Source organism: Acetobacterium wieringae (assembly GCF_023700225.1).
Taxonomy (GTDB): Bacteria; Bacillota; Clostridia; order Eubacteriales; family Eubacteriaceae; genus Acetobacterium; species Acetobacterium wieringae.
Window position 1 is genome coordinate 533,199 of the sequence record NZ_CP097897.1, and the last position, 24,061, is coordinate 557,259.

Here is a 24,061-nt window from a genome sequence, read left to right on the forward strand (position 1 = left end):
TAAATTAGGCCTCCTGAATTGGACAACAATTGACACATTTTTCGGTAACCATGAATTGGACGCTTTTATCATGCTCTTCCATGGGGATTTTGTCAAAAATAAAGTCTTCACGAATCAGTGCAACAGTGATACAATCGTCACTGACAGTTTCCAGAAAACGGTCATAATAGCCGCCAAAGCCCATCCGGTGGCCGGAGGGTGAGAAGGCACAACCAGGAACCATCACGAGATCAATTTTTTTAGGATCGACAATTCGCATACATTCGGCACGAACTTCGAGGATTCCATAGTGGCCCTCTTCCAGATCTTCGGGAAAATTAATCAACTCTGACAGGGTAACGGTATGATCTTCGATGTTACAGATGGGAACCACGATGTGTTTACCATCGGCCAGGGCTTTTTTGATAAAATCATGGGTATAGATTTCAGTGCCAAAGCTGACATAGGCCATAATCCAATCGGCGTTTTTATAAAGATCACTATCCAGGAATTGTTCGATAATTTTTGCATCGGTATCGGCACAATAAATTTCTTTACGGCGTGCCAGAACTTCTTTTCGGAACATACTTTTATCCATTTTCTTCTCCTAATATTAAGATTAATTGACGATGATATTATAACATAAAGTCGGTTGCCGACAAAAAATTATCGAGGGGAAATTTTATCTGTATTTTTTCTTGAAAAACAGGGATTCTTGGTTATACTGGAAATAGTGCAGAAAAATAGTCCATAAATAATACGCTTGAAAGCGTAAACAGAAAAAAGGTGTAAAAAATAAATGAAGCGATTATTAATTGCCTGCGAAACCATCAAGGATGAGGTTGAACTGGCATTGAAAAAAAACGGTGTAGAATTGGATACCGTCTGGATGTCCAATATGCTCCATGACTCTCCGGAACGATTGAAAAACGCCCTTCAGGAAGAAATAGACAAAGCTGAAGAGGAATATGATCAACTCTTGTTTGCCTATGGCAATTGCGGCAACGGATTGTTGGGCTTAAAAAGTAACACGGCCACTTTGATTATTCCCCGTTATGGGGATTGCATTGATATCCTGCTTTCAGAAAAAGAAGAGCTGGAGCGGATTCGAACATCGACTTACTTTCTGACTGAGGGCTGGTTGCGGGGGGAAAAGTCCCTTGATAAAGAATTTGCGCATAACCGGGAAAAGTACGGCGAAAGTCGGGCCAGGAAAGTCATGGATATTATGTTTCGGAACTATAAAAACCTGATGTTGATTGATACTGGCGCCTACTCAGTCGATAATTCGCTGCCCCGGGTGAGTGATATTGGTGAACTCATCGGACTGGAAGTGGTGGTCGATCAGGGGAGCATTTCACCGCTTGAAAAATTGGTAACCGGCCAGTGGCAGGAGGGCTTTTGTATTATTCCACCTGGTCAAATGACCACCCACGATGACTTTGATGAGGTAACAGTTCGAAACAGGTAGGATAATAGTATTTTGGTTGGATAAACACCTGTTTTGATCTTTGCATGATTGAAATAGGTGTTTTTGTGATGTGAGACCTGATTTCACAAAATTTTAAAAGTATGGTATAGTGATAAAAGCGAATGATTGAGTAACAGAAAGGACAAAATATGAATCAGTTTAGAGAACCGATGAATGCAGTAACCCATTTAATTGGTGCAATATTATCCATCTTTGGCATTATTGCGATGTTGATTTTAATTATTGCAAAGGATAATCTGACCCCATTGACGCTGATTTCGGTACTGGCTTTTGGAGTGGGACTGATCTGCCTATATGGCACCAGCTTTAGATACCATGCATCATATGGCAGTAAGGAAGAAATTCTGCATCTGAAAAAACTGGATCATGCCATGATCTTTATTCTGATTGCGGGAACCTACACCCCATTCTGCCTGCTTTGCTTAACGGGAACCATGCGGGTAGCGATGATGGTGGCAATCTGGGGGGTGGCTCTAATCGGGATTATCCTTAAAGTGGCCTGGATCAATATGCCCCGGTGGCTGGGCACCAGCCTTTATATTTTTCTGGGGTGGTTTGCGCTATTTGTGTTAGGGCCGCTGTATCAGGCGTTGCCTCGGCCGGGTTTTGTGCTGCTGGTTGGCGGTGGGGTCATGTATACCATCGGCGGGGTGATTTACGCCGTCAAAAAGCCAAACTTTGGTAAAAATTTCGGCTTTCACGAATTATTTCACATTTTTGTAATATTAGGTTCTCTGTGTCATTTTATTTGTGTTTTTTTCTTTATTCTTTAAGAAAAAAATGGTATCATAAAAAAATTGATAGTTAAAACAAAATTATTATTGTATTTTATAAAAAAACTGTTAAACTAGTAGTATTGTTAATTGCATCACTGCAAAAAAAAACTCATTTTTTGCAGTGATTTTTTTGTTGAAATAATACGAAAATGTAAAAGAAAAAGGAGTCGGTAAATTAATGCAAACAAAGTATATTTTTGTCACTGGTGGTGTAGTATCTTCTTTAGGAAAGGGCATTACGAGTGCTTCATTGGGGCGGCTGCTTAAGTCCAGAGGGCTTAAAGTGTCGATTCAGAAATTTGATCCCTATTTAAATTTTGATCCCGGAACGATGAGTCCTTATCAGCATGGGGAAGTTTTTGTGACTGATGATGGCGCCGAAACCGATTTGGATCTGGGTCACTACGAGCGATTCACCGACGAAAACCTGTCCAAGTACAGCAATGTCACCACCGGAAAAGTATATTGGAATGTTATCTCAAAAGAACGTCGCGGCGATTACCTGGGCGGAACGGTTCAGGTTATTCCTCACATTACCGATGAAATAAAAGATGGTATCCTGCGGGTCACGGAGTATAGCCATCCCGATGTCGTCATTACTGAAATCGGCGGAACCGTGGGGGATATTGAAAGTCTGCCCTATCTGGAAGCGATCAGACAATTCAAGGGCGATCTGGGGGCTGAGAATGTTTTGTACATCCATGTAACCCTGCTGCCTTTTTTGGGAAAGGCTGGTGAACTGAAAACAAAACCAACCCAGCATTCGGTAAAAGAACTCCGCAGTATCGGGATTCAGCCGGACATTATTGTGCTCCGTTCCGAAAAAGAGGTGGAAGAAGGCCTTAAGGGGAAAATTTCACTGTTCTGTAATGTCGATAAAAAAGCGGTGGTTGTTAATATGGATGCCGCTGAACTTTATGAAGTACCCTTAATGCTGGAAAAAGAAGGCCTGGCCGAATTGGTTTGCGAAAAACTTCATATCGAGTGCAAAGAACCGGATTTGACCGAATGGAAAGACCTGGTCAAAAAGGCTAAAAGTCTGGAAAACAAGGTAACCATCGGCTTAGTTGGAAAATATGTGGAACTTCACGACGCCTATTTATCGGTAGCCGAAGCCCTGCGGCACGGTGGGATCGGTAATAATTCGGAGGTTAACATCAAGTGGATTCACTCCGAAGACATCAATGAAGAGAATGTTGATCGGGTACTCAAAGATCTGGACGGCATCATTGTTCCCGGCGGCTTTGGTCACCGCGGGGTGGAAGGCAAGATCCACGCCATTCAATATGCTAGGGAAAACAAGGTACCTTTTTTAGGACTCTGTTTGGGTCTGCAGCTGGCTGTTATTGAGTTTGCCCGCAATGTCGCCGGACTTACCGGAGCCCATAGTATTGAACTGGATCCGGAAACGCCTTATCCGGTGATTAACCTGATGGAAGAGCAGAAAAAAATTATTGATATGGGCGGTACCATGCGTTTGGGATTATACCCCTGCGAATTGTTGGAAGGCTCCAAAGCTATGGAAGCCTATGGTGAGAAAAATATCAGCGAACGGCATCGTCATCGCTATGAAGTGAATGATGATTTCATTTCTCAACTTGAAGAAAAAGGGTTGGTTTTCTCAGGAATGTCACCTGACCGGGTGCTTGTTGAGATGATTGAAATTAAGGATCATCCCTGGTTTGTGGCCACTCAGGCGCATCCGGAGTTTAAATCCCGACCAAACAAACCGCATCCCCTGTTTCAGAGTTTCGTCAAAGCTGCTTTAGCCACAAAAAAATAGTGGATAAAAAAATCAAGATCCCAGATCTTGATTTTTTTTATGGGTGAAGACACAAGATATATTAACAGAAAAACTGTGGATAACTTACAAAATGTGGATAGGATTCGGATAAAGCTGTGGAGAACATTGGTTTTACCTGTGGACAATGTGGATAACCTTGTTGACTATTGGGAGAACCCCCCAATAGCGCCAATGTAATGGGAAAACAATGAACAGGTCAATTGTTAATAAAAAATAGTTGATTAGACACAGGCTGTGGAAAATAAAATATGATTGTTTTGGAGCTGAAATGGGGATATAATGAAGGTCATTCAAACAGTTACGTTGAAAATTAAAAAGATACAAGGTGAATTAAATGCATAAATATGGTTTTTTTAGAACAGCCTGCGCTGTTCCCAAACTTAAATTGGCAGACTGCCAATATAACCTCAGGCAAATGATTAGTCTGGCAGAAAAGGCCTGGGATCAGGGCGTGGAAGTGCTGTTGTTTCCGGAGTTAGGGATTACCGGCTATACCTGCGGTGATCTGTTTTTTCAGCGGGAGCTACAGAAAAACGCCGTCAAGGCTCTGGACAGCCTGTGCCAATGGTCAGACGGAAAAAAAATGCTGCTGGTGGTGGGTCTGCCCCTGGCCATTAATGGCAGTTTGTACAATTGTTCAGCGCTGCTAAACGATGGTAAAATTCTGGGGATTGTGCCCAAAACCTATATTCCCAATCATCAGGAGTTTTATGAAAAACGTTGGTTTGCTTCGGCAAAATCATTGAATCAGACAGAAATTCCAATCGGTTCCCAAGCGGTTCCGATTGGGACGGATTTGCTGTTTAAGCATGTTCATCGGGAAGAATTTGTGGTGGCCGTCGAAATTTGTGAAGACCTATGGGTGCCGATCTCACCGGGCAGCTTTCACGCTCTGGCTGGTGCCACGGTGATTCTTAATCCCTCTGCCAGCAATGAGGTGGTGGGCAAAAGTGATTATCGCAGGGAACTGATCCGCTCCCAATCCGGACGCTGCAATGCAGCTTATCTCTATGCCTCAGCAGGGTTTGGGGAATCCACCAGTGATCTGGTTTTCGGTGGTAATGCGATGATCTGTGAACGGGGGATACTACTTAAAGAACTGCCCAAATTTAACCTGGGTAATGAATTGCTGATTTGCGATATTGATGTGGAATCACTCAATCATGACCGCCAAATGCAGCATGGCTTTGGCGATTCGGTGGATCTGCTTAATAACCGTTTTTACCGAACCATTACCTTTGAAACTTCGGGCACCAATGATTTTGATCGGGAGGTCAACCCGCAGCCCTTTGTTCCGGCAGATCCCAACCGTCGCAGTGAACGCTGTGAAGAAATCTTTAATATTCAAACCATTGGTTTGGCGACCCGCCTGGCTCATATCGGTAACGCCCCGATGGTGGTGGGGATCTCCGGGGGACTGGATTCCACCATGGCGCTGCTGGTCTGTGTCTCTGTTTGTGACCGCTTTGGTATTCCCCGGGAAAAAATTCATGCCGTCACCATGCCGGGCTTTGGCACCACTGACCGCACCTACGACAATGCCGTAGCCCTGATTAAGGGTCTCGGTGCCAGTTTCCATGAGATTTCGATTGTGGCGGCCTGTACCGCTCACTTTAAGGATATCGGCCACCCCATTGATCTTCACAACGTCACCTACGAAAATTCCCAGGCTCGGGAACGCACCCAGATTCTGATGGATCTTTCCAATAAACTGGGGGGAATTGTTATTGGGACCGGGGATCTTTCGGAACTGGCACTGGGTTGGGCCACCTATAATGGCGACCATATGTCGATGTACAGTGTCAATGCCAGTGTGCCAAAAACCCTGATCCGCTACCTGGTGGAGTGGGTGGCCGACCATTCGCCCGAAGCAGACATTCGCAAAATTCTTTATGATGTTCTGGCGACCCCGGTTTCTCCGGAACTGCTGCCGCCGGATGCTGATGGAAAAATTGCCCAGAAAACTGAAGAAACCGTTGGACCATACGAACTTCACGATTTCTTCATGTATCAAATGGTTCGTCATGGTTTTTCACCGGAAAAAGTCTATTTTCTGGCCTGCAAGGCCTTTGACGGCGTCTATCGTAAGGCAGTCATTTTTAAATGGCTGAAAAACTTTTATCACCGTTTCTTTGGCCAGCAGTTTAAACGAAACTGTCTCCCCGATGGACCCAAGGTCGGGTCGGTCTCCTTTTCGCCACGGGGTGACTGGCGGATGCCCTCGGATGCTCATGCAACCCAATGGCTTAAGAGCCTGGAAAAAATGGAACCAATCGGTTAAGTTGATAAAAAAAGAAGCTGTCCGAAAACAGCTTCTTTTTTTAGGATTCTTTTTGGCGTAATGTTGGAGCAAAACTTCGTGTTTGAAGTTAATAAAATCGAGAATTTCCCGCTTGCCTTCTTCGCTGGTCATGGCGTATCCGAACAGCCCCAGCAGGTCTTTCATATCCAATGGTTTAACTAATTGTTCAGCTGAGTTTAATGAACCCTCAGATTTGAGTTTAGCATCATTGAGAGATGTGGCATTGTCAGTCCGACAAAGCAGATAATCAACCGATACATCAAAATAATCGGCAATTTCAACCAGCAACTGGTTTTCAGGAAGGTTTTTATCCTTCTCATACTTGGAAATTGAGCTCTTGTTTAAATCAAAATGCTCAGCAAAATCTTGCTGGGTCATGTCCTTATTAATGCGTAGTCGTTTTAATCGGGTACCAAAAGTAGACATCGTGTTTCCTCCAAAAATATTCATAAACTCAGTATGAACGAATAAGATAAACACATGATATGTGTATAACCATATTATACACTATTCGTATACTTGATGGCCAGAAATTTTATACAAAGGTGCAAAACCGGAAATAATTCAAATACCACATGAAACAGAAGCACTATTTCTTAATGAATCTAAAACAAACTTGCTTTATTCTTTAGTTTGGTTTAAAATAAGATGTTATATATTCGAGAAAGGATACTAAATGAAATTTACAGAATTAGAAATTAATGAACAACTACTGCAAGGCATCGAAGAAATGGGCTTTGTAGAAATGACCGAAATCCAGGAGCGAGCGATACCACAATTGATGATGGGAGGAGACCTCATTGGAAAATCGCAAACCGGAACAGGAAAAACTGTTGCCTTTGCAATTCCAGCCATTACAAAGCTTGACCCTTCCATAAAGAAAGTACAAGTTTTAGTTCTATGCCCAACCCGTGAGTTGGCTGTACAGGTCTCAGACGAGTTTAGAAAAGTAATAAAATACCAGAAAGGCGTAAAAGTTCTGCCGATTTTCGGCGGGGCGTCCATTGAAGGTCAAATCAGAGACCTTAAATCCGGGGTTCAGATCGTCGTTGGCACCCCCGGCCGGGTAATGGATCATATGCGTCGAAAAACACTGAAACTGAGTGATGTTTCGATGGTGGTACTGGACGAAGCGGATGAAATGTTAAACATGGGATTCCGGGAAGATATCGAACTGATTCTCGATGAAATTGACCATGATATTCAGACGGTGTTATTCTCAGCAACGATGCCAAAACCGATTTTAAAAATTGCTGAAACTTACCAGAAAGATCCGGTAATGATCGAAATTTCGCCGAAAACGATGGTCGCAACCAGCATTGAGCAGAAATACTTCAATATCAGCGATCACCATAAGTTTGAAGCGTTAACCCGTTTACTGGATGTTTACAAACCTCAGCGTTCACTTATTTTTTGTAACACCAAAAAATATGTCGATGAAATCACCGATGATCTGAAAAAATTGGGTTATTCAGTCGACAAGATTCATGGTGACATGCGCCAGATGTCCCGAATGGCGGTATTAAAAGATTTCAGTCGCGGTAAACTAAATATCCTGGTGGCAACCGATGTGGCGGCCCGGGGTATTGATGTGGATGACGTTGATATCGTCTTTAATTACGATGTACCGGATAATGAAGAATATTATGTTCACCGAATTGGTCGAACCGGCCGGGCTGGTAAAAGCGGAATTTCCCTGACCCTGGCACGATCAAGAGATCAGTTCAGACTCAAGAAGATTACCGATTACACTAAAAAAAGTATCGAACGGGATCTGATTCCTACCAGTGAAGTCATCAATGATATTAAAATTGCCCACTTCCACGAACGTTTTAAGATTCGGGCCGATAAAGGTACTGAAAAGGGCAGTCTGGATACCTATTTAAAAATTATTGACGAACTGGTTGAAAAAGGATATACTGCCGAAACCATTGCTGCTGTGTTGTTGCAGGCCCAGTTACCGCTGTCAGAAGCTGAAGATCTTAATACTGTCGAACGACGTCCCAGACGGAATGATGGTGGTCCTCGCCGGGATGGTCGGGATGGACGCAGCCGTCGTGATGGCGGATCCAGAGATGGTGGTTCTCGTCGGGCTGGCCCAGAAAAAACCAAACGGTTGTTTATCAGTGTCGGTGAAAAGGATCATGCCCAAAAACGGGATATTCTGGGAGCGATCTGCGGTGAATGCGGAATTCCATCGTCAGCAGTGGGTAACATTGACATGTATGACAAGTTTACCTTTGTCGATGTGGATGAAGAGCAAGCTAAAAAAGTCGAAAAGAAACTAAACGGCAAAATAATCAAAGAACGTAAAGTAAAAGTAGAAATTTCTAAAAAGAAGAAGTAATTAGATCTTAAATGGAACCTGGGTGTGAGGCTGACATTGTCCTTGGATCCGGGTTTTTTGATACAATAGTTAGAAAAAATCAGAGGAGGTGCCCTATGAAAGACACAAGAACAGAAAAAAGGAACAAATTGGGCGTCGTTCCCATTCCCAAGCTGCTTTTTTCAATGTCCATACCAGCAATTATTTCGATGATGATTCAGGCTTTATATAATATTGTCGACAGTATCTTTGTGGCACAAATCGGGGAAGAAGCGCTAACGGCGGTTTCTCTGGCGTTTCCGATTCAGATGATTATTATCTCCTGCTTTGTGGGCCTGGGAGTTGGGATTAATTCAGCCATATCCAGGCGGCTGGGTCAAAATAAAAACAGCGAGGCGGCCAACGTGGCTGAGCATGGTTTCCTATTGGCGGTTTCAATCGCCGCCGTGTTGGGAATCCTGGGATTCTTTACGGCGGAAGCGTTTATCAGTCTGTTCACCGATAACGCCAACATCATTGCTCAGGGTCGCGCTTATTTGATGATTGTTACGGTGTTTTGTTTTGGTAGTTTTATTACTCAGGCTGCTTTTTCAACCTTACAGGGAACCGGTGAAATGATCCAACCGATGGTGGGCCAGATTATTGGTGCGGTGACCAATATTATTTTGGATCCGATTATGATTTTCGGGTGGTTTGGTTTCCCTGCCCTGGGGGTAGCCGGTGCGGCCATTGCCACGGTCATCGGTCAGCTTTTTGGGATGGTTTATATGCTGTTGATTGTCTTTAAAAGCGGAAAGTCATATCTCAAACTGGACTATCAGGTGTTTCACTATGAAACAGAAATCGTCAAGGACATCTTTAAAGTCGGCTTGCCAGCGGCGATTATGCAGGGATTGGCCTCGTTGATGATTACCGGATACAATCTGATCCTGGCCGGATTTGGGATGTCAGCGGTGGCAGTTTTCGGTGTTTACTTTAAAATTCAATCGATCATCTTTATGCCCATCTTTGGATTGGGACAGGGGGTCATGCCCATCTTCGGCTTTAATTTTGGGGCCAGAAACCGGGAACGGTTCAATGAAACCCTAAAGGTCGCAATTACTGCTGCCCTCTCGATCATGATCATAGGCACAGTACTGTTCTGGATTTTCCCGGCTCAGATTATGATGGCTTTTAATCCCTCATCCGAAATGATGGAAATCGGGGTGAACTGTCTGCGCAGCATCAGTCTGGCTTTTCCGTTGGCGGGAATTTCGATTATGCTCAGTGTCAGTTTTCAGGCCATCGGCAAAGCCTATGTCAGTATGATTGCTTCCTTTATCCGCCAGATGGTGGTGCTCTTGCCGGTTACTTACCTGCTGGCTCAGGCTGGCGGTCTGGACTGGCTCTGGTATGGATTCTTCATCTCGGAAATCGTTTGTCTGGCTTACGAACTGTTTATGTTCCGGTGGTATCAGCGAACCATCTTTGACACCTGGGAGGCGGCTCCGGTCACCGTACAAAACTAATGCAATAAAAACGAAAAGCTCTGCTTCAGGTATTTGTCTGAAGCAGAGCTTTTGTTAGTTGAGGCTTTGGTTGATGATCGCAATGCTCTGAACAATCAGGGCATTCATCCGCTCCGTCTCACCGCAAAGAAAAAGGTAGCCAATCAGGGTTTCAAACCCGGTGGCATAGCGGTAGTCAGACGGGTTGGCATTCTTGGGAACCTGAGAGGCGGTATTACGGCCCCGTTTAAAGATCCGCTGCTCGGCTTCGGTAAGCTGCGGTAGCAACTCCCGAATGATTTGGGCCTGGGCACTGGCCCGGACATAGTGGATGGCGGTTTTGGTCATGAAGTTGACGTTCTGGTGACCACAGCCCAACAGATATTTTCGAATCATATCGGAATAAATTCCATCGCCGAGATAGGCCAAAGCCAGGGGATTCATGGCAGCGGCCTGTTCCCGGGTGTAGTGCCTGTCGATGGTGGCCTTTATAGTTTTGAGATTTTCGGTGGGTTCGGGGGTAAGGGTTAGGCTTTTTTCCATTTAACACCTTCCCGGGTATCCTCCAATACAATGCCTTTAGCCAGCAGTTCATCGCGGATTTCGTCAGCCCGCTTAAAATCCTTGGCTTTACGGGCGGCCTGGCGCTGGGCGATCAGATCTTCTACCGCCTCATCCAGATTGGTTTCTTTTTCTTTTACCGCCAGCCCTAAAACACCGGTGAGTTCGGCAAAAGTATTCTGGCCAGCTATGATTGCCGGTTGGGAAGAAGTGGCATCAAGGTTGGAATTTAAATCCCGAACCAGCTCAAAAATTACGGCAATGGCATCGGCGGTGTTGATATCGTCGTCCATGGCAGCAATAAAATCGTTTTTGTATTTGGCCAGGGAATCAATCCAAACCTGCTCGGCTTCGGTGGCTGACTTAGTAGTGGCAAATTCCAGCAGGAAGTCCATCTGGAATTTGGCGGTATATAAACGCTCCAGGGCACTGGCGGCCTGTTTTAGCAGCGGTTCGCTGAAGTTGACCGGGCTGCGGTAATGGGCCATCAGTAAAAACATCCGAACCGCTTCCAGATCGAAGGTTTTGGCAATATCCCGGACGGTAAAGAAGTTGCCCTTGGACTTGGACATTTTCTCGTTGTCGATATTAATGTAGCCATTGTGGACCCAATAGTTGGCAAAGGGTTTGCCGCAGCAGCCTTCCGATTGGGCAATTTCATTTTCGTGGTGGGGGAAGATCAGATCCTGGTAGCCGCCGTGAATATCAATGGTTTCACCGAGATGTTTTTTGGACATCGCCGAACATTCAATGTGCCAGCCTGGTCGTCCCTGACCCCAGGGACTTTCCCAATAGGGTTCGCCGTCTTTTTTCTTTTTCCAGAGGGCAAAATCAAGAGGACTTTCTTTTTCGTCATTGACGTCAATTCGGGCACCGGATTTTAAATCATCAATGGATTGTTTGGACAATTTACCATAATCGTTAAAGGCATCGACACGGTAGTAGACATTGCCATCGACGTTATAGGCCAGTCCCTTTTCTTCCAGGGTTTTGATCATGTCAATGATTTCTGGCATGTGCTCGCTAACCTTGGGATGGACCGAGGCCCGTTTGATGCCCAGGGCATCGGCATCGGTGAAGTATTCCTGGATGTATTTTTCAGAAACATCGCCCGGCGAAATCCCTTCTTCGTGGCTGCGATTGATGATTTTGTCATCGACGTCGGTAAAATTCTGGATAAAGGTGACCTCATAGCCGGTATATTCCAAAAATCGGCGGAGCACGTCAAAAACAATGAAGGGACGGGCGTTGCCGATATGAAAATAGTTGTAAACAGTCGGGCCGCAGGAATACATCCGCACCTTGCCCGCTTCAATCGGGACAAAGGTTTCTTTCTGCTGGGTCAAGGTATTATATAATTTCATAAAGTTCAACCTTTCAATTTATTTATTTACAGCAATGTGTTATGATAACATATTATACACTAAAGATAAGATTAAGTGTCAATGGATAAAATTTTTTAGGAAGAAAATTTCTTTATCATCCCAGATGAATAACAAGAAATGAAAGAGGAATCTCCATGGAAGCAAATGCAAAAAGAAAAGTCCTGGCCCAGGCGATTTTAGCCCTTGAAACCGAAGAGGATTGTAATCTGTTACTGGAAGACCTGTGTACCATCAAAGAAATCGAAGACATGGCTCACCGCTTTGAAATTGCCTACTTGCTGTCCCAGGGAAAAACCTTTATTGATGTCGAAAAACTGACCGGAGCCAGTTCGGCCACCATCAGCCGGGTCAACCGCTGCCTCAAACACGGCAAAGGCTACCGCAACATCATCGAAAAAATGAAAAAGGACCGTACATTGGAGTAGTCTTATCTAAAATTTAATATTAAAGGAGTTGAGTGTAGTGATGAAAGCTGTGAAAAAGTCGAAGAAGTTGGACAACGTTTGTTATGATATTAGAGGACCGGTGGTCGAAGAGGCGGATCGCATGGAGCGGGACGGCATTGACATTATTATGCTCAATACGGGCAATACAGCCCCCTTTAATTTAAATGCCCCGGATGAAATTATTCAGGATATTAAATATAACATGAAAACCGCTGAAGGATACTGTAATTCCCAGGGCATTTTTTCGGCCCGAAAGGCCGTGGTTCAGCATTATCAGACCAAGGGACTGATGGATCTGAAGGTCGATGATGTTTTTCTGGGTAATGGGGTCAGCGAACTGATTCTTTTTTGTATGCAGGCGCTCTTGGACAACGGGGACGAAATTCTGGTGCCAGCACCGGATTACCCGCTGTGGTCGGCTGCCGTCAACCTGTCGGGTGGCAATGCGGTCTATTATACTTGTGATGAAGAAGACGACTGGAATCCCAATCTTTCGGATATTGCCAGTAAGATTACCCCCAATACCAAGGGGATTGTCGTCATCAACCCCAATAACCCCACTGGCGCCCTTTATCCCCGGGAGATTTTAGAGGGAATCGTTGATCTGGCGGTGGAAAATGATCTGATTATCTTTGCCGATGAAATTTATGACCGGATTCTCTATGATGATAATGTTCATATCCCGATGTCAACGCTCACCGAAGATGTATTGGTGGTGACCTTAAACGGCTTGTCCAAATCCCATCGGATTCCTGGCTATCGGGTCGGTTGGATGATTTTAACCGGCAATAAGGAGGGGGCAAAGGACTATATCGAAGGCATCAAGATGCTTTCCAATATGCGAATGTGCTCCAATGTTCCGGGACAGCATGCGATCCAGACCTCACTCGGTGGCTATCAGAGCATGAATGACCTGCTCAAGCCCGGCGGACGGCTCTATGAACAGCGGGAGATTGTCTGTAAGCGGATCAATGCGATTCCGGGCTTATCCTGTGTCAAACCCAAAGCCGGATTTTATGTCTTTCCTAAAATTGATACCGAAATGTTTAATATCACCAGTGATGTCCAGTTTGCCCTGGATTTTCTAAAAGAAGAACATGTCCTGATGGTTCAGGGTACCGGTTTTAACTGGCCTCACCCGGATCATTTCAGAATCGTCTTTTTACCACACCCTGAAGATCTGATTGAAACCATGGATCGGTTGGAACGGTTTATGGCAACCTACCGTCAAGAGTAACGTTTAAGAATGGAATAATAATGAAAAAACAATTAGTGAAAAGTAAAAAAAGGGCCATTCTGGCCGGTGTCTGTGCTGGTCTTGGCGAATACTGCAACATTTCACCCTGGGTCTTCAGAGGGCTTTTCCTGTTGCCCTTTGTGCTCCGATTCGTGCCGGGAATCCTCAGCATCATTGTCTATATTCTCCTGGCAGTGGTTCTCCCCGGGAATAAGCGGATTGAGAATCAGGATGTCGTTGAAGTGGATTATGAAATCATTGATGACAACAGCGACGAAGAGATCATTGATTTTAGCAACGAAAAGACGGGATCCGAAGAAAAGGTTGATTAAGATGTTGGAGAAACGAATTATTTCAAAATCAAGTCAGGATACGTATGATTTTGCTAAACAGTTGGGGGAAGCGATACGCTTCCCCCTGATTATTTTTTTACAGGGTGGAATGGGCGCTGGAAAAACCCTGTTTTCAAAAGGTTTTGTAGCGGGTATGGGTCTTTTGGATGAGGTGACCAGTCCCACCTATACCATTGTCAATGAATACGGCAACCCGCCCCGGGTTTTTCATTTTGATTTATACCGGCTCCAGGATCCCGATGAGCTCTATGAGATGGGCTTTGATGACTACCTCAGCCGGGGGTGTACGCTGTTGCTGGAGTGGCCGGATCTGGTCTTGGACGAAGCGTTTGAACCCAGGTTGGAAATCAGCCTGGTATCAAGGCTGGAGACGCCTGACCAGCGGGAAATAATTTTGAGAACCGATAATCAGAAAGTGGCGCAGATATTAAATGCACTGTAGAAAAATTGCAAAGCATCAGTCGGCAAAAACGCAGGCATAACCGGGAGGTTGTCAGTGACTAAACGTGTTAAGTGAATAATGAATGATAAGGTGGCAAATATGGAAAACGTGTTAACCAGTGTGATCATCCCTGCTGCCGGATTGGGTCGGCGGATGAAGGCATCTGTCAGCAAACAGTATCTGCAGTTAAACGGAAAACCGGTTTTAGCCCATACCCTGGATGTTTTTGAAAAATGTTCGCTGATCGACGAAATTGTGCTGGTCATCAATCCCGAAGAACAGCAGCTGTGTCAGGATCAGGTCATCGGGGTTTATTCCTATAGCAAGATCAAATTAGTGGCTGGCGGCGAGACCCGGCAGGAGTCGGTTTATGCCGGACTAAAGGCGGTGAATCCCCAGACCCGGATTGTTCTGATCCACGATGGCGCCAGGCCACTGATCGGCGAGTCGGTCATTTGCAAGAGCATTGAAGAAACTATTAAGTATCGAGCGACGGTGGTGGGGGTGCCAGCCAAAAACACCATCAAGGTGATAAGTGACGATGGCTTTGTCGAAGCGACCCCGGATCGAAATTATCTGGTGGAAATCCAAACCCCCCAAACCTTTGATTACGATCTGATCAAAGAGGCCCATCAGAAAGCGCTTGAATCGGGAGTATCCGGGACAGACGATGCCTTTCTGGTGGAATGGCTGAAGGTTCCGGTTAAAATCGTGGTTGGTGACTATACCAATATCAAAATCACCACCCCGGAGGATTTAACCATCGCTGAATCGATCATTAAACGAATGGCCGAAAGCCAATGATCAGACAAAAAAATTAAGAGTTTATTAATAGAAATAAAGAATGAGGTGAAAAATGCTGTTATTTTATGCAGTTTTTCGCTTCATTCTTTATTTATTGGGGAATAAAAGATATAATGGAAAAGTATGAAACAAAATGCTAAGGGTTATTCACCTTTTTAAAAATAAATAGTGAAAATGTGGAGGAAACCATGATTGAATTATCAGAAGAACTTCTATTAAGAATGTATTATAAAATGAATCAGGCCCGATTTTTTGAAGAAAAGCTGGGGGAACTGGAGGAAAAAGGTCAGGTTCATGGTACGGTTCATCTGGCTATGGGTCAGGAAGCTGCTGGGGTGATGGCCTGTCTGGCCCTGGAAGAGGGCGATCTGGTGTCGTTAAGTCATCGGGGTCATGCCCAGGCGATTGGTTTTGGCCTGGATGTCAATCTGATGATGGCGGAATGTCTGGGGAAAGATACCGGCTACTGTAAGGGCAAAGGCGGTTCAATGCACATTGCTGATGTCGAAAATGGCAACTTGGGGGCCAATGGTGTGGTTGGTGGCGGTTTTGGCCTGTCCTGTGGGGCGGCACTGACGCAGAAATACCAGAAGACTGGGAAGGTTGTATTGTGCTTTGCCGGGGACGGTGCCACCGATACGGGCAGTTTTCATGAATCCCTGAATCTGGCCTCGATCTGGAAGCTACCGGTGGTTTTTTTCATCGAGAATAATCAATACGGGATGTCAAATCCGGTTGAAAACCACATGAATGTTGAGAATATTTCTGACCGCAGTGAAGCCTATAACATTCCGGGTCTCACCATTGACGGTAACGATTTTCTCGATGTTTATAATACCGTTACGAAAGCGTTGCGCTATGCCAGAGCCGGGAAGGGGCCGGTGCTGATTGAAGCTAAAACCTATCGCTTCAGTGGCCATTCCAAAAGTGATAAACAGCTTTATCGGGAAGAACAGGAAGTAAAGGAATGGCGAAAAAAAGATCCGCTGTTGAAGATGAAAGAGTACCTCCGGGAAAATCGGATCTTTACTGAAAAGCAGATTCAAAAAATGGAAAATGAAGCCATTATTTCCATTGAACAGGCGGTGGAATTTGCTAAAAAAAGTCCATCACCGCAGCTTGATACAATTTTAGCAGATGTATATGCGTGAGAGGTTGAAGAATGAAAACAAATGATATGACAAAAATGACCTACCGCGATGCCATCCGTCTGGGGATAACCGAAGAAATGCGTTTGGATCGGGATGTCATTTTTTTAGGTGAAGATATTGGTGTTTATGGTGGCGCCTTTGGAGTCTCGAAAGGTTTATTGGAAGAGTTTGGTGAAGAGCGAATTCTGGATACCCCGATTTCTGAAGGGGCGATTGTCGGAACCGCCGTGGGGGCGGCAACCACCGGCTTGCGCCCGGTTTGCGAGATTATGTTTATGGACTTTATCACCCTGGGTTTGGATGCTCTGGTGAATCAGGGCGCTAAAATGCGCTACATGTTTGGCGGCCAGTCCCAGGTGCCGATGGTATTGCGATTGCCAGCCGGTTCCGGCGCTGGTGGTGCGACTCAGCACAGTCAGAGCCTGGAAGCCTGGTTATGCCATGTACCGGGACTGAAGGTGGTGACCCCATCAACCCCGGCTCAGGCCAAAGGGCTGATCAAAGCGACCATCCGGGATAACAATCCGGTCTGTTTTATTGAACATAAGATGCTCTACGATTCGGTGGGTCTGGTTCCCCTTGACGAGGAGTATACCCTGGAAATCGGAAAAACCATCGTTGAACGGCCCGGGAAAGATGTCACCATCGTCGCCTATGGAACCACTCTGGCCAAAGCCATTGAAGCCGCTGATTTTTTAGAAGAGGAAGGAATTCGGGTGGAGATTCTCAATCCCCTGACCTTATATCCCATGGATATGAAACCGATCATCGAATCGGTTATTAAAACCGGTTGTCTGATTGTGGCCCATGAGGCCGCTAAAACCGGTGGGGTCGGTGGCGAAATTGTCGCGCGAGTCGTTGAGAGTGAAGCCTTCGACTATCTCACAGCGCCGATTGTCCGTCTGGGTGGCCTGGATGTTCCGATTCCCTTTAATCAGGAATTAGAGTCAGCTGCGGTGCCCCAGCGCAATGATTTCGTTCATAGCGTCTATCGTCTTCTGAATCGGGAATAGGGAGCGGACTCAATGATGGAAAATGAAATAATCTTACCGAAAGAGACGTTGGATATGACAATAGAAAACTCGACAAATGCCGAAACGATTAAAGAAGCGACCCTGGAACATGATCAAAAAAGTAAAAAAGCGTTGTCAGAAGTAAATACTGATAACGAAGAAACCGGCCAAACAGACGTAGTGGCAGGTAAAAAAATGGTAGATCAAGAGGCAGAGCGTTGTGACGATAGTCAACAGGAAGAAAATCTGGAAGAAAAACTAACGGCCGCCATTGCAGAACTGGAGCGAAATCTGGAAGAAACCATTAAAGAAGGGATCAAAGAGCGACCGGCAGAAGCCATTCGGGGAATCATTAATGATGAAGTGATTGAAGAACCGGAAGAGGCGACGGTTGAACCGGATCCCCGGATGGGAAAGGTTCGAGCGACCCCAGCTGCCAGACGGATTGCCCGGGAATTTAAGGTGGACATTGAAAAGGCCACGGGAACCGGACCAAACGGCAGAGTTGAAATTGATGATGTGAAAAAACTGGTGGTTATTCAACCGGGCACCTTTGACTACAAGTCAAAAGAGCCGGTGGTGATCGGTACCAGTCTGGATAAAATAGCCGGAAATCCCAAAAATTTGTTTACAACACCCGGAAAGCTGGAAGAAATCCCGGTCAACAAAACCAAACCCCGAAAAAAACTGAGCGAGATGAATCAGAAAGTTGAAAGACTCCCGAATCCGGAGCTGGACTTTGTTCCCTTTGTGGATGCCAATGATACCGCTCTGGAAGAAAAAGATACGGATGTCGTGACAAAAATTTCAGAACTGGATTTTGTCCCGTTCGTTGATTTTAAAGCGGAGCCGCCTCCGGGAAGAAATCATTGTCAAGCCAACGCCAATGCACGTACTTCGTGAAAATGAGCGCGACGGGCTGGGTTTAAAAAATAAAAAATCCCGGGGATTAGCAAGAAAAAAACAGGAGCCGGAGAAAAAGACTGAGATTAAGTCAGAAAAAACCGCGCTTCCAATTACTTCAGAAACAGCAGAGTCTGAGATTAAAATGGATAAACCGACAGCTGTTGACACTCAAAATCCGGAGACAGAATTGGCGGTTGTTGCAACGGATCAGAGCACTGTAAGCGACGAAGTGCTGCAAACACCAGCAGAGCATGCGATTGAAATAGCTAAAGAACCGCTTGGGGAAGCAGAACAGCCTGTCAGTGATGAAGTAAGTTGTGCGAAGAATAATCGGAATCAGGGGGTTCGATCCAGGATAGTCAGAAAATATCGGATTAAAAGCGAGGAAGAAACAGCGGTCATCAGTTTGACCACAGAAATTGATATGACTGAAATCAAGGATCTCCGCAAGAAGATTACCAAAAAAATTGAGGAACAGGCTAAATACCGCTGCACCTATACCGATTTTCTGCTTCTGGCAACAACCCGGGCTTTGGTGAAACATCCGCTTCTTAACGCCCGGCGGGAAGACGCAATTGTTGTGCCTCAGGATTATGTAAATATGGGTTTAACAGTGGAATCCGATGAGGGTTTGATTGTTCCGGTGATCAAAGACGCTCAGACGATGAGCTTTGTGGAAATCGTCAAAAGTCGGGGTGATCTTTTAAAAGCTGTTAAAAACAAACATCTCTCGCACGTGCAACGGGAAGGCAGCACCTTTACCATCTCCAACCTGGGGATGTATGGGATCCGGGAATTTACCGCCATCATCAACCCGACGAACAGTGCGATTCTCAGTGTTGGTGAAGTGGTTCAACGAATCCGGATTTTTCAGGGGGAACCGGTTGTTCGAGCAGTGATGAAAATCAGTCTGAATCTGGATCAACGGGTGGCCAATGGGGTCGAAGGCGCAAAATTCCTTCAGGCTGTTAAGGCTGACATGGAGAATCCCTCACTATTATTGTTTTAGTCTTAAAAATTGTCAGAATTAAGAAAAGATAACGTTACCAAAAAAATAATCATTGTCACATTTAAGCAAATTGTGTTAGACTAAACAGCATAATATAAGATTACAGAACATACATGAAGCAGATGAAAAGCAATGGCCAATTGTCTGCTTTTTTTGTATCTAAGCGAGTGTTAAATTTGAAAGGAGTACAAGGTTGGAGAAGATTTTAAAGGAAGGCATTACCTTTGACGATGTATTGTTAATCCCAGGGAAGTCCGAAGTGTTGCCAGGAGACGTTAACACCGGCACCCGTCTGACAAAGAAAATTGCTCTGAATATTCCCATTATGAGCGCCGGCATGGATACCGTCACCGAAGGACGATTGGCCATTGCCATGGCTAGAGAAGGTGGTATCGGGATTATTCATAAGAACATGACGATTGAAGAACAGGCTTTTGAAATTGATAAGGTAAAGCGTTCAGAAAACGGGGTTATCGTTGATCCGTTTTTTTTATCGCCGGAACATAATATTGGAGATGCGCTGGAACTGATGTCCCGCTACCGAATTTCTGGTGTTCCGATTACCATCGAAGGAAAATTAGTGGGAATCATCACCAACCGTGACCTGCGTTTTGAAAGTGACCCGAAAAAGAAAATCAAAGACGCCATGACAAAAGATAATTTGGTGACAGCGGAAGAGGGCACCACCCTTGAAAAAGCTGAAGCCATTTTGAAACAATACAAAATCGAAAAGCTTCCGATTGTGGATTCCGAAAATAATCTTAAGGGTTTGATCACCATTAAAGATATTGAAAAAAGCATTAAATACCCGAATGCCGCCAAAGACTATCGAGGACGACTGATTGTTGGTGGTGCCGTTGGTATCAGCAGCAACACCTTCGAACGGGTTGACGCCCTGGTAGCCGCTCAGGCTGATGTCATCGTCGTGGACACGGCGCATGGTCATTCCATTGGGGTCGTCAAAACGGTTAAAGCGATCAAGGAAAAATACCCCGATGTACAGCTGATTGTTGGAAACATTGCTACCGGTGCTGCTGCCAAAGATTTAATTGAAGCTGGCGTGGATGCTCTTAAGGTCGGGATTGGCCCCGGCTCCATTTGTACCACCCGGGTTGTTGCCGGGATTGGTGTTCCGCAAATCACGGCCATTCTGGACGTGGTTGAAGTCGCCAAAGAATATGATATTCCGGTAATTGCCGATGGTGGGATCAAGTATTCCGGGGATGTCGTAAAAGCCATTGGAGCTGGAGCTGATGTGGTGATGATTGGTAGTCTCTTTGCCGGTACAGATGAAAGTCCGGGAGAAACCATCATTTATCAGGGCCGAAGCTTTAAAACCTACCGTGGTATGGGCTCTTTAGGGGCCATGAAAGACGGTAGCTCGGATCGCTATTTCCAGGAAGGCCAGAAAAAACTGGTGCCTGAAGGGGTTGAAGGTAAGGTTCCCTACAAAGGACCGCTGGCCGACACCGTTTATCAATTAGTTGGTGGCCTTCGTTCCGGGATGGGCTATTGTGGTACCCCGACCATCAAGGATTTACGAGAAAAATCGCAGTTTATGAAAATAACCAGTGCCGGTCTGATTGAAAGTCATCCGCATGATATTTCTATCACCAAAGAATCACCCAACTACAATAGCGCTCAATTTTAGGAGAATTTATGATTAAAAAGCATTATCAAGATGAGATCATTCTCATTGTGGATTTCGGAGCACAATACAATCAGCTCATTGCCCGACGGGTTCGTGAAGCTAAAGTGTATTCAGAAGTTGTTCCTTATGACATCACCCCCGATGAGATTCGCAAGAAAAATCCCAAAGGGATTATCTTTACTGGCGGACCTTCCAGTGTTCATGAAGCAGGAGCTCCCCAATGTGATCCGGAAATTTATAACATGGGCATTCCCATTTTAGGGATCTGTTACGGCGCTCAGCTGATGGCGGAGCAGCTAAAAGGGGTTACCGACTCAGCCGATATTCGGGAGTACGGTAAAAAGGCCTTGAATTTTTCACAAGACTCGGTGCTGTTTAAAAATATTCCGGATGGATCAACCTGCTGGATGAGTCATACCAACTATATCCAGACCATTCCGGAAGGATTTTGTATCACTGCCACCACCGACTCGTGTCCGACCGGGGCGATGGAATGTCACGAACGCAAGCTCTATGCGGTTCAATTCCATCCTGAGGTGGAACACACCCAATACGGCAAAGAAGTTTTAAATAACTTTATCTATGATGTCTGTGGCTGTGAAGGGTTATGGACCATGCATAATTTTGCCCAGGAACAGATTGAAGCCATCAAAGAACAAGTCGGTGACCGGCGAGTGCTGTGTGCCCTTAGCGGCGGGGTTGATTCGTCAGTGGCAGCGACCCTGGTTCACCAGGCCATTGGTGATAAGCTGACCTGTATTTTTGTTGATCATGGCCTGCTTCGAAAAGATGAAGGCGATCAGGTTGAAGCGATCTTTAAAAACCGCTTTCACATGAACTTTATCCGGGTGAACTGTGAAGATCGTTTCCTTAGTAAATTAGCTGGCGTCAGTGATCCGGAACAAAAACGAAAAATCATCGGGACAGAGTTTATTCGGGTCTTTGAGGAAGAATCGGGCAAATTAAACGACATCGACTTTTTACTTCAAGGAACCATTTATCCGGATGTGATTGAAAGCGGCACCAAAAATGCAGCAGTCATCAAAAGTCATCACAACGTTGGCGGATTGCCCGATGATGTTGATTTTGAACTGATTGAACCACTTAGAAACCTCTTTAAAGACGAGGTTCGAGCAGTCGGTGAAGAAATCGGACTGGATCACGATCTGGTCTGGCGGCAACCTTTCCCGGGGCCAGGTCTGGCCATTCGGGTAATGGGTGAAGTCACCAAAGAAAAATTGGATATCTTAAAAGAAGCCGATTTTGTCTTTAGAGATGAGATTGCCAAAGCCGGTCTGGATGAAGAGATCTGGCAATACTTTGCGGTGCTGCCAGGAAACCGTAGTGTCGGGGTTATGGGTGATGAACGAACCTATGACTATACCATTGGCCTGCGAGCCGTTACCTCGGTTGATGGTATGACTTCAGACTGGGCACGCATCCCGTATGATGTGCTGGAAAGCATCTCCACCCGAATTGTTAACGAGGTAAAACATGTCAGCCGGATTGTCTATGACATTACCAGCAAGCCACCTTCAACGATTGAGTGGGAATAGGGTTTTGAATTGCATTTCTCGGCTATAAATTCTGTTTACAGGGATTAAGAGAATAATAAGACGCTAAAAAATTAGCAAGTGGTTATGATAAAATGCATAAATTTGTGCAATCATAGGCACTTGTTTTTTTGTTTATCAATAGTTAAAGAAGTGGTACAATAATGACAGTATCTCAAAAACCGAATTGGAGGAAGACCATGGCATACAGCGCCGGAATGGTTTCAAGCCTATTTTGGCTCAGCGAAACCCGAAAAACAGCCCAGCTTTTGAAAGATGGCACCGACGTTAAGGCGATCCGGGTTCTCGCCCAGACGGAAAATATTTATCAGGTTAAAAATGAAATACGGGCCCGAAAAATAGCCAATGTCATCATCAAGCGTCTCCACAGTCTGCCCGTTGACTGTTTTGAATTGATTGTCACCGGTGATATTGCTACCGTTAAACTGATTATTCTGATCAGCATTATGAAGACCGATCGGCTTTTTTTGAGTTTATTCATCAGGTGTATCGCCCGGGCGATTCTTTTAGGGGAGACAGTCATCACCGACCTAGCGATCAACAGCTTCTTCGATGAAAAAAAACAGCAAAACGAAACCGTGGCAGCATGGACTGAAATGACCACCAAAAAGTTAAAGCAGCAATATATAAAGAATCTTCTTGACGCAGGGGTGATTCAAAATGAAGCAGAGCAAAGAAAAATTATCATTCCCCTGGTTGACTACAACCTGAGAAAACTACTGGAAGATCATGGCTTCACACCTTACCTGAATGCCATAACCGGAGAGGCGTAACATGAAAAATATCGAAACTCGATTGGATCAAATCGAAGCAAAAATCACCAATGAGGATTTTTTAAAAAACAAAGGCCTGGGCAATGAAGTGGGTTACTACATCTTTGACTATGCCCCCCAAGACGAACTAAAGGTCAGGCAGCACATTGCTTATCTCAAAGCGAAAATTAACAAATCAGCCAGTGGCGTAAAGATTGTCGAGTATGACCTCTACCAACTGGTGATCAGCGTTTTAAAAGAACGGGGCTATCTGGAAAAGTGCTTCCAGTTTGAACAAACAAAAGGCCTGGACTATACCTATCAGGCCATAATCAAAATGCTCCGTTTGACCAGCAAGACCAATCTGCTGGTCAACTATATTGTTGAGCATACCCAAGCTCATTCCGTGGTTTTTATTACTGGGGTGGGAAAATGTTATCCGATTGTCCGGTCCCACAATGTCCTCAACAATCTTCATCAGGTGCTGGACTCCGTGCCAGTGGTGATGTTTTTCCCCGGTGTTTATTCCGGCCAGGATTTACAGCTCTTTGGTACCATTAAAGACGATAACTACTACCGGGCCTTCAAACTCATTTAAAGCTGCCCGTTAT

At 45.1% G+C, this 24,061-nt stretch carries 22 protein-coding genes and 1 pseudogene; 19 read left to right on the forward strand and 4 right to left on the reverse strand.

Annotation, left to right across the window (positions count from 1 at the left end; genetic code table 11):
- Window positions 1–4: 4 nt before the first annotated feature.
- Complete coding sequence (locus tag CHL1_RS02565) at window positions 5–577, reverse strand: 5-formyltetrahydrofolate cyclo-ligase (RefSeq protein ID WP_250934547.1); 573 nt, start codon at window positions 575–577, stop codon at window positions 5–7.
- Between the two features lie 201 nt (window positions 578–778).
- On the opposite strand from CHL1_RS02565, the gene CHL1_RS02570 reads away from it, so the two are divergent.
- The 4 genes from CHL1_RS02570 (at window position 779) to CHL1_RS02585 (ending at window position 6,332) form a co-directional block, all read left to right on the forward strand.
- Window positions 779–1,450: a DUF1638 domain-containing protein gene (locus tag CHL1_RS02570; RefSeq protein ID WP_250934548.1), complete on the forward strand. Its 672-nt coding sequence runs from the start codon at window positions 779–781 to the stop codon at window positions 1,448–1,450.
- Between the two features lie 149 nt (window positions 1,451–1,599).
- Window positions 1,600–2,244 (forward strand): PAQR family membrane homeostasis protein TrhA, encoded by a 645-nt coding sequence (gene trhA / locus CHL1_RS02575; RefSeq protein WP_250934549.1) that lies wholly within the window; start codon window positions 1,600–1,602, stop codon window positions 2,242–2,244.
- Window positions 2,245–2,425: 181 nt separating this feature from the next.
- Window positions 2,426–4,030 (forward strand): CTP synthase, encoded by a 1,605-nt coding sequence (locus CHL1_RS02580; protein ID WP_250934550.1) that lies wholly within the window; start codon window positions 2,426–2,428, stop codon window positions 4,028–4,030.
- Between the two features lie 355 nt (window positions 4,031–4,385).
- Complete coding sequence (locus CHL1_RS02585) at window positions 4,386–6,332, forward strand: NAD(+) synthase (RefSeq protein ID WP_250934551.1); 1,947 nt, start codon at window positions 4,386–4,388, stop codon at window positions 6,330–6,332.
- 318 nt (window positions 6,333–6,650) lie between these two features.
- Here CHL1_RS02585 and CHL1_RS18295 read toward each other — a convergent pair.
- A pseudogene (locus CHL1_RS18295) lies at window positions 6,651–6,803 on the reverse strand (helix-turn-helix domain-containing protein); the annotation flags it as partial.
- Window positions 6,804–7,029: 226 nt separating this feature from the next.
- Here CHL1_RS18295 and CHL1_RS02595 point away from each other — a divergent pair.
- Together CHL1_RS02595 and CHL1_RS02600 are read left to right on the forward strand one after the other, a co-directional pair.
- On the forward strand, window positions 7,030–8,700 hold the full coding sequence (locus tag CHL1_RS02595; RefSeq protein ID WP_070369505.1) for a DEAD/DEAH box helicase: 1,671 nt from the start codon (window positions 7,030–7,032) through the stop codon (window positions 8,698–8,700).
- A gap of 95 nt (window positions 8,701–8,795) precedes the next feature.
- Window positions 8,796–10,187, forward strand: coding sequence for an MATE family efflux transporter (locus tag CHL1_RS02600; protein WP_250934552.1), 1,392 nt, complete (start codon window positions 8,796–8,798; stop codon window positions 10,185–10,187).
- 54 nt (window positions 10,188–10,241) lie between these two features.
- On the opposite strand, the gene CHL1_RS02605 is transcribed toward CHL1_RS02600, so the two are convergent.
- Window positions 10,242–10,709 (reverse strand): Mini-ribonuclease 3, encoded by a 468-nt coding sequence (locus CHL1_RS02605; protein ID WP_250934553.1) that lies wholly within the window; start codon window positions 10,707–10,709, stop codon window positions 10,242–10,244.
- Complete coding sequence (cysS, locus tag CHL1_RS02610; RefSeq protein WP_250934554.1) at window positions 10,694–12,091, reverse strand: cysteine--tRNA ligase; 1,398 nt, start codon at window positions 12,089–12,091, stop codon at window positions 10,694–10,696. The genes CHL1_RS02605 and cysS overlap by 16 nt, the downstream gene beginning before the upstream one ends.
- A gap of 155 nt (window positions 12,092–12,246) precedes the next feature.
- Between cysS and CHL1_RS02615 the strand changes: the two genes are divergently transcribed.
- From CHL1_RS02615 to CHL1_RS02675, 13 genes are all read left to right on the forward strand, one after another.
- A complete protein-coding gene (locus CHL1_RS02615) occupies window positions 12,247–12,537 on the forward strand; it encodes a YerC/YecD family TrpR-related protein (RefSeq protein ID WP_070369502.1) in 291 nt (96 codons plus the stop codon).
- 40 nt (window positions 12,538–12,577) lie between these two features.
- Window positions 12,578–13,795: a pyridoxal phosphate-dependent aminotransferase gene (locus tag CHL1_RS02620; RefSeq protein WP_070369501.1), complete on the forward strand. Its 1,218-nt coding sequence runs from the start codon at window positions 12,578–12,580 to the stop codon at window positions 13,793–13,795.
- Between the two features lie 20 nt (window positions 13,796–13,815).
- Window positions 13,816–14,127, forward strand: a complete 312-nt coding sequence (locus CHL1_RS02625) for a PspC domain-containing protein (RefSeq protein ID WP_070369500.1) — start codon at window positions 13,816–13,818, stop codon at window positions 14,125–14,127.
- Between the two features lies 1 nt (window position 14,128).
- Window positions 14,129–14,590, forward strand: coding sequence for a tRNA (adenosine(37)-N6)-threonylcarbamoyltransferase complex ATPase subunit type 1 TsaE (tsaE, locus tag CHL1_RS02630; protein ID WP_250934555.1), 462 nt, complete (start codon window positions 14,129–14,131; stop codon window positions 14,588–14,590).
- 99 nt (window positions 14,591–14,689) lie between these two features.
- Entirely contained in the window at window positions 14,690–15,394 is a 705-nt protein-coding gene (ispD, locus tag CHL1_RS02635; protein ID WP_250934556.1) for a 2-C-methyl-D-erythritol 4-phosphate cytidylyltransferase, read from the forward strand.
- Window positions 15,395–15,582: 188 nt separating this feature from the next.
- Complete coding sequence (locus tag CHL1_RS02640; protein ID WP_250934557.1) at window positions 15,583–16,545, forward strand: thiamine pyrophosphate-dependent dehydrogenase E1 component subunit alpha; 963 nt, start codon at window positions 15,583–15,585, stop codon at window positions 16,543–16,545.
- A 26-nt stretch (window positions 16,546–16,571) separates the two neighbouring features.
- Window positions 16,572–17,558: an alpha-ketoacid dehydrogenase subunit beta gene (locus CHL1_RS02645; RefSeq protein ID WP_420840490.1), complete on the forward strand. Its 987-nt coding sequence runs from the start codon at window positions 16,572–16,574 to the stop codon at window positions 17,556–17,558.
- 12 nt (window positions 17,559–17,570) lie between these two features.
- Window positions 17,571–18,461, forward strand: coding sequence for an E3 binding domain-containing protein (locus CHL1_RS02650; RefSeq protein WP_250934559.1), 891 nt, complete (start codon window positions 17,571–17,573; stop codon window positions 18,459–18,461).
- On the forward strand, window positions 18,391–19,473 hold the full coding sequence (locus CHL1_RS02655) for a 2-oxo acid dehydrogenase subunit E2 (RefSeq protein WP_250934560.1): 1,083 nt from the start codon (window positions 18,391–18,393) through the stop codon (window positions 19,471–19,473). The genes CHL1_RS02650 and CHL1_RS02655 overlap by 71 nt, the downstream gene beginning before the upstream one ends.
- Window positions 19,474–19,666: 193 nt before the next feature.
- A complete protein-coding gene (gene guaB / locus CHL1_RS02660; protein ID WP_070369496.1) occupies window positions 19,667–21,124 on the forward strand; it encodes an IMP dehydrogenase in 1,458 nt (485 codons plus the stop codon).
- Window positions 21,125–21,132: 8 nt separating this feature from the next.
- On the forward strand, window positions 21,133–22,680 hold the full coding sequence (gene guaA / locus CHL1_RS02665) for a glutamine-hydrolyzing GMP synthase (RefSeq protein ID WP_250934561.1): 1,548 nt from the start codon (window positions 21,133–21,135) through the stop codon (window positions 22,678–22,680).
- A gap of 197 nt (window positions 22,681–22,877) precedes the next feature.
- On the forward strand, window positions 22,878–23,471 hold the full coding sequence (locus CHL1_RS02670; RefSeq protein ID WP_250934562.1) for a DUF1819 family protein: 594 nt from the start codon (window positions 22,878–22,880) through the stop codon (window positions 23,469–23,471).
- A 1-nt stretch (window position 23,472) separates the two neighbouring features.
- Window positions 23,473–24,048, forward strand: coding sequence for a DUF1788 domain-containing protein (locus CHL1_RS02675; RefSeq protein ID WP_250934563.1), 576 nt, complete (start codon window positions 23,473–23,475; stop codon window positions 24,046–24,048).
- Window positions 24,049–24,061 lie beyond the last annotated feature (13 nt).

Coding starts and splice junctions, on each gene's coding strand:
- CHL1_RS02645 (WP_420840490.1), top strand. CDS start 16,572: ATGACAAAAATGACCTACCGCGATGCCATCCGTCTGGGGATAACCGAA.
- CHL1_RS02580 (WP_250934550.1), top strand. CDS start 2,426: ATGCAAACAAAGTATATTTTTGTCACTGGTGGTGTAGTATCTTCTTTA.
- CHL1_RS02625 (WP_070369500.1), top strand. CDS start 13,816: ATGAAAAAACAATTAGTGAAAAGTAAAAAAAGGGCCATTCTGGCCGGT.
- CHL1_RS02605 (WP_250934553.1), bottom strand. CDS start 10,709: ATGGAAAAAAGCCTAACCCTTACCCCCGAACCCACCGAAAATCTCAAA.
- CHL1_RS02615 (WP_070369502.1), top strand. CDS start 12,247: ATGGAAGCAAATGCAAAAAGAAAAGTCCTGGCCCAGGCGATTTTAGCC.
- CHL1_RS02640 (WP_250934557.1), top strand. CDS start 15,583: ATGATTGAATTATCAGAAGAACTTCTATTAAGAATGTATTATAAAATG.
- CHL1_RS02595 (WP_070369505.1), top strand. CDS start 7,030: ATGAAATTTACAGAATTAGAAATTAATGAACAACTACTGCAAGGCATC.
- ispD (WP_250934556.1), top strand. CDS start 14,690: ATGGAAAACGTGTTAACCAGTGTGATCATCCCTGCTGCCGGATTGGGT.
- tsaE (WP_250934555.1), top strand. CDS start 14,129: ATGTTGGAGAAACGAATTATTTCAAAATCAAGTCAGGATACGTATGAT.
- trhA (WP_250934549.1), top strand. CDS start 1,600: ATGAATCAGTTTAGAGAACCGATGAATGCAGTAACCCATTTAATTGGT.
- CHL1_RS02650 (WP_250934559.1), top strand. CDS start 17,571: ATGATGGAAAATGAAATAATCTTACCGAAAGAGACGTTGGATATGACA.
- CHL1_RS02675 (WP_250934563.1), top strand. CDS start 23,473: ATGAAAAATATCGAAACTCGATTGGATCAAATCGAAGCAAAAATCACC.
- cysS (WP_250934554.1), bottom strand. CDS start 12,091: ATGAAATTATATAATACCTTGACCCAGCAGAAAGAAACCTTTGTCCCG.
- CHL1_RS02585 (WP_250934551.1), top strand. CDS start 4,386: ATGCATAAATATGGTTTTTTTAGAACAGCCTGCGCTGTTCCCAAACTT.
- CHL1_RS02600 (WP_250934552.1), top strand. CDS start 8,796: ATGAAAGACACAAGAACAGAAAAAAGGAACAAATTGGGCGTCGTTCCC.
- CHL1_RS02570 (WP_250934548.1), top strand. CDS start 779: ATGAAGCGATTATTAATTGCCTGCGAAACCATCAAGGATGAGGTTGAA.
- CHL1_RS02620 (WP_070369501.1), top strand. CDS start 12,578: ATGAAAGCTGTGAAAAAGTCGAAGAAGTTGGACAACGTTTGTTATGAT.
- guaA (WP_250934561.1), top strand. CDS start 21,133: ATGATTAAAAAGCATTATCAAGATGAGATCATTCTCATTGTGGATTTC.
- CHL1_RS02565 (WP_250934547.1), bottom strand. CDS start 577: ATGGATAAAAGTATGTTCCGAAAAGAAGTTCTGGCACGCCGTAAAGAA.
- CHL1_RS02670 (WP_250934562.1), top strand. CDS start 22,878: ATGGCATACAGCGCCGGAATGGTTTCAAGCCTATTTTGGCTCAGCGAA.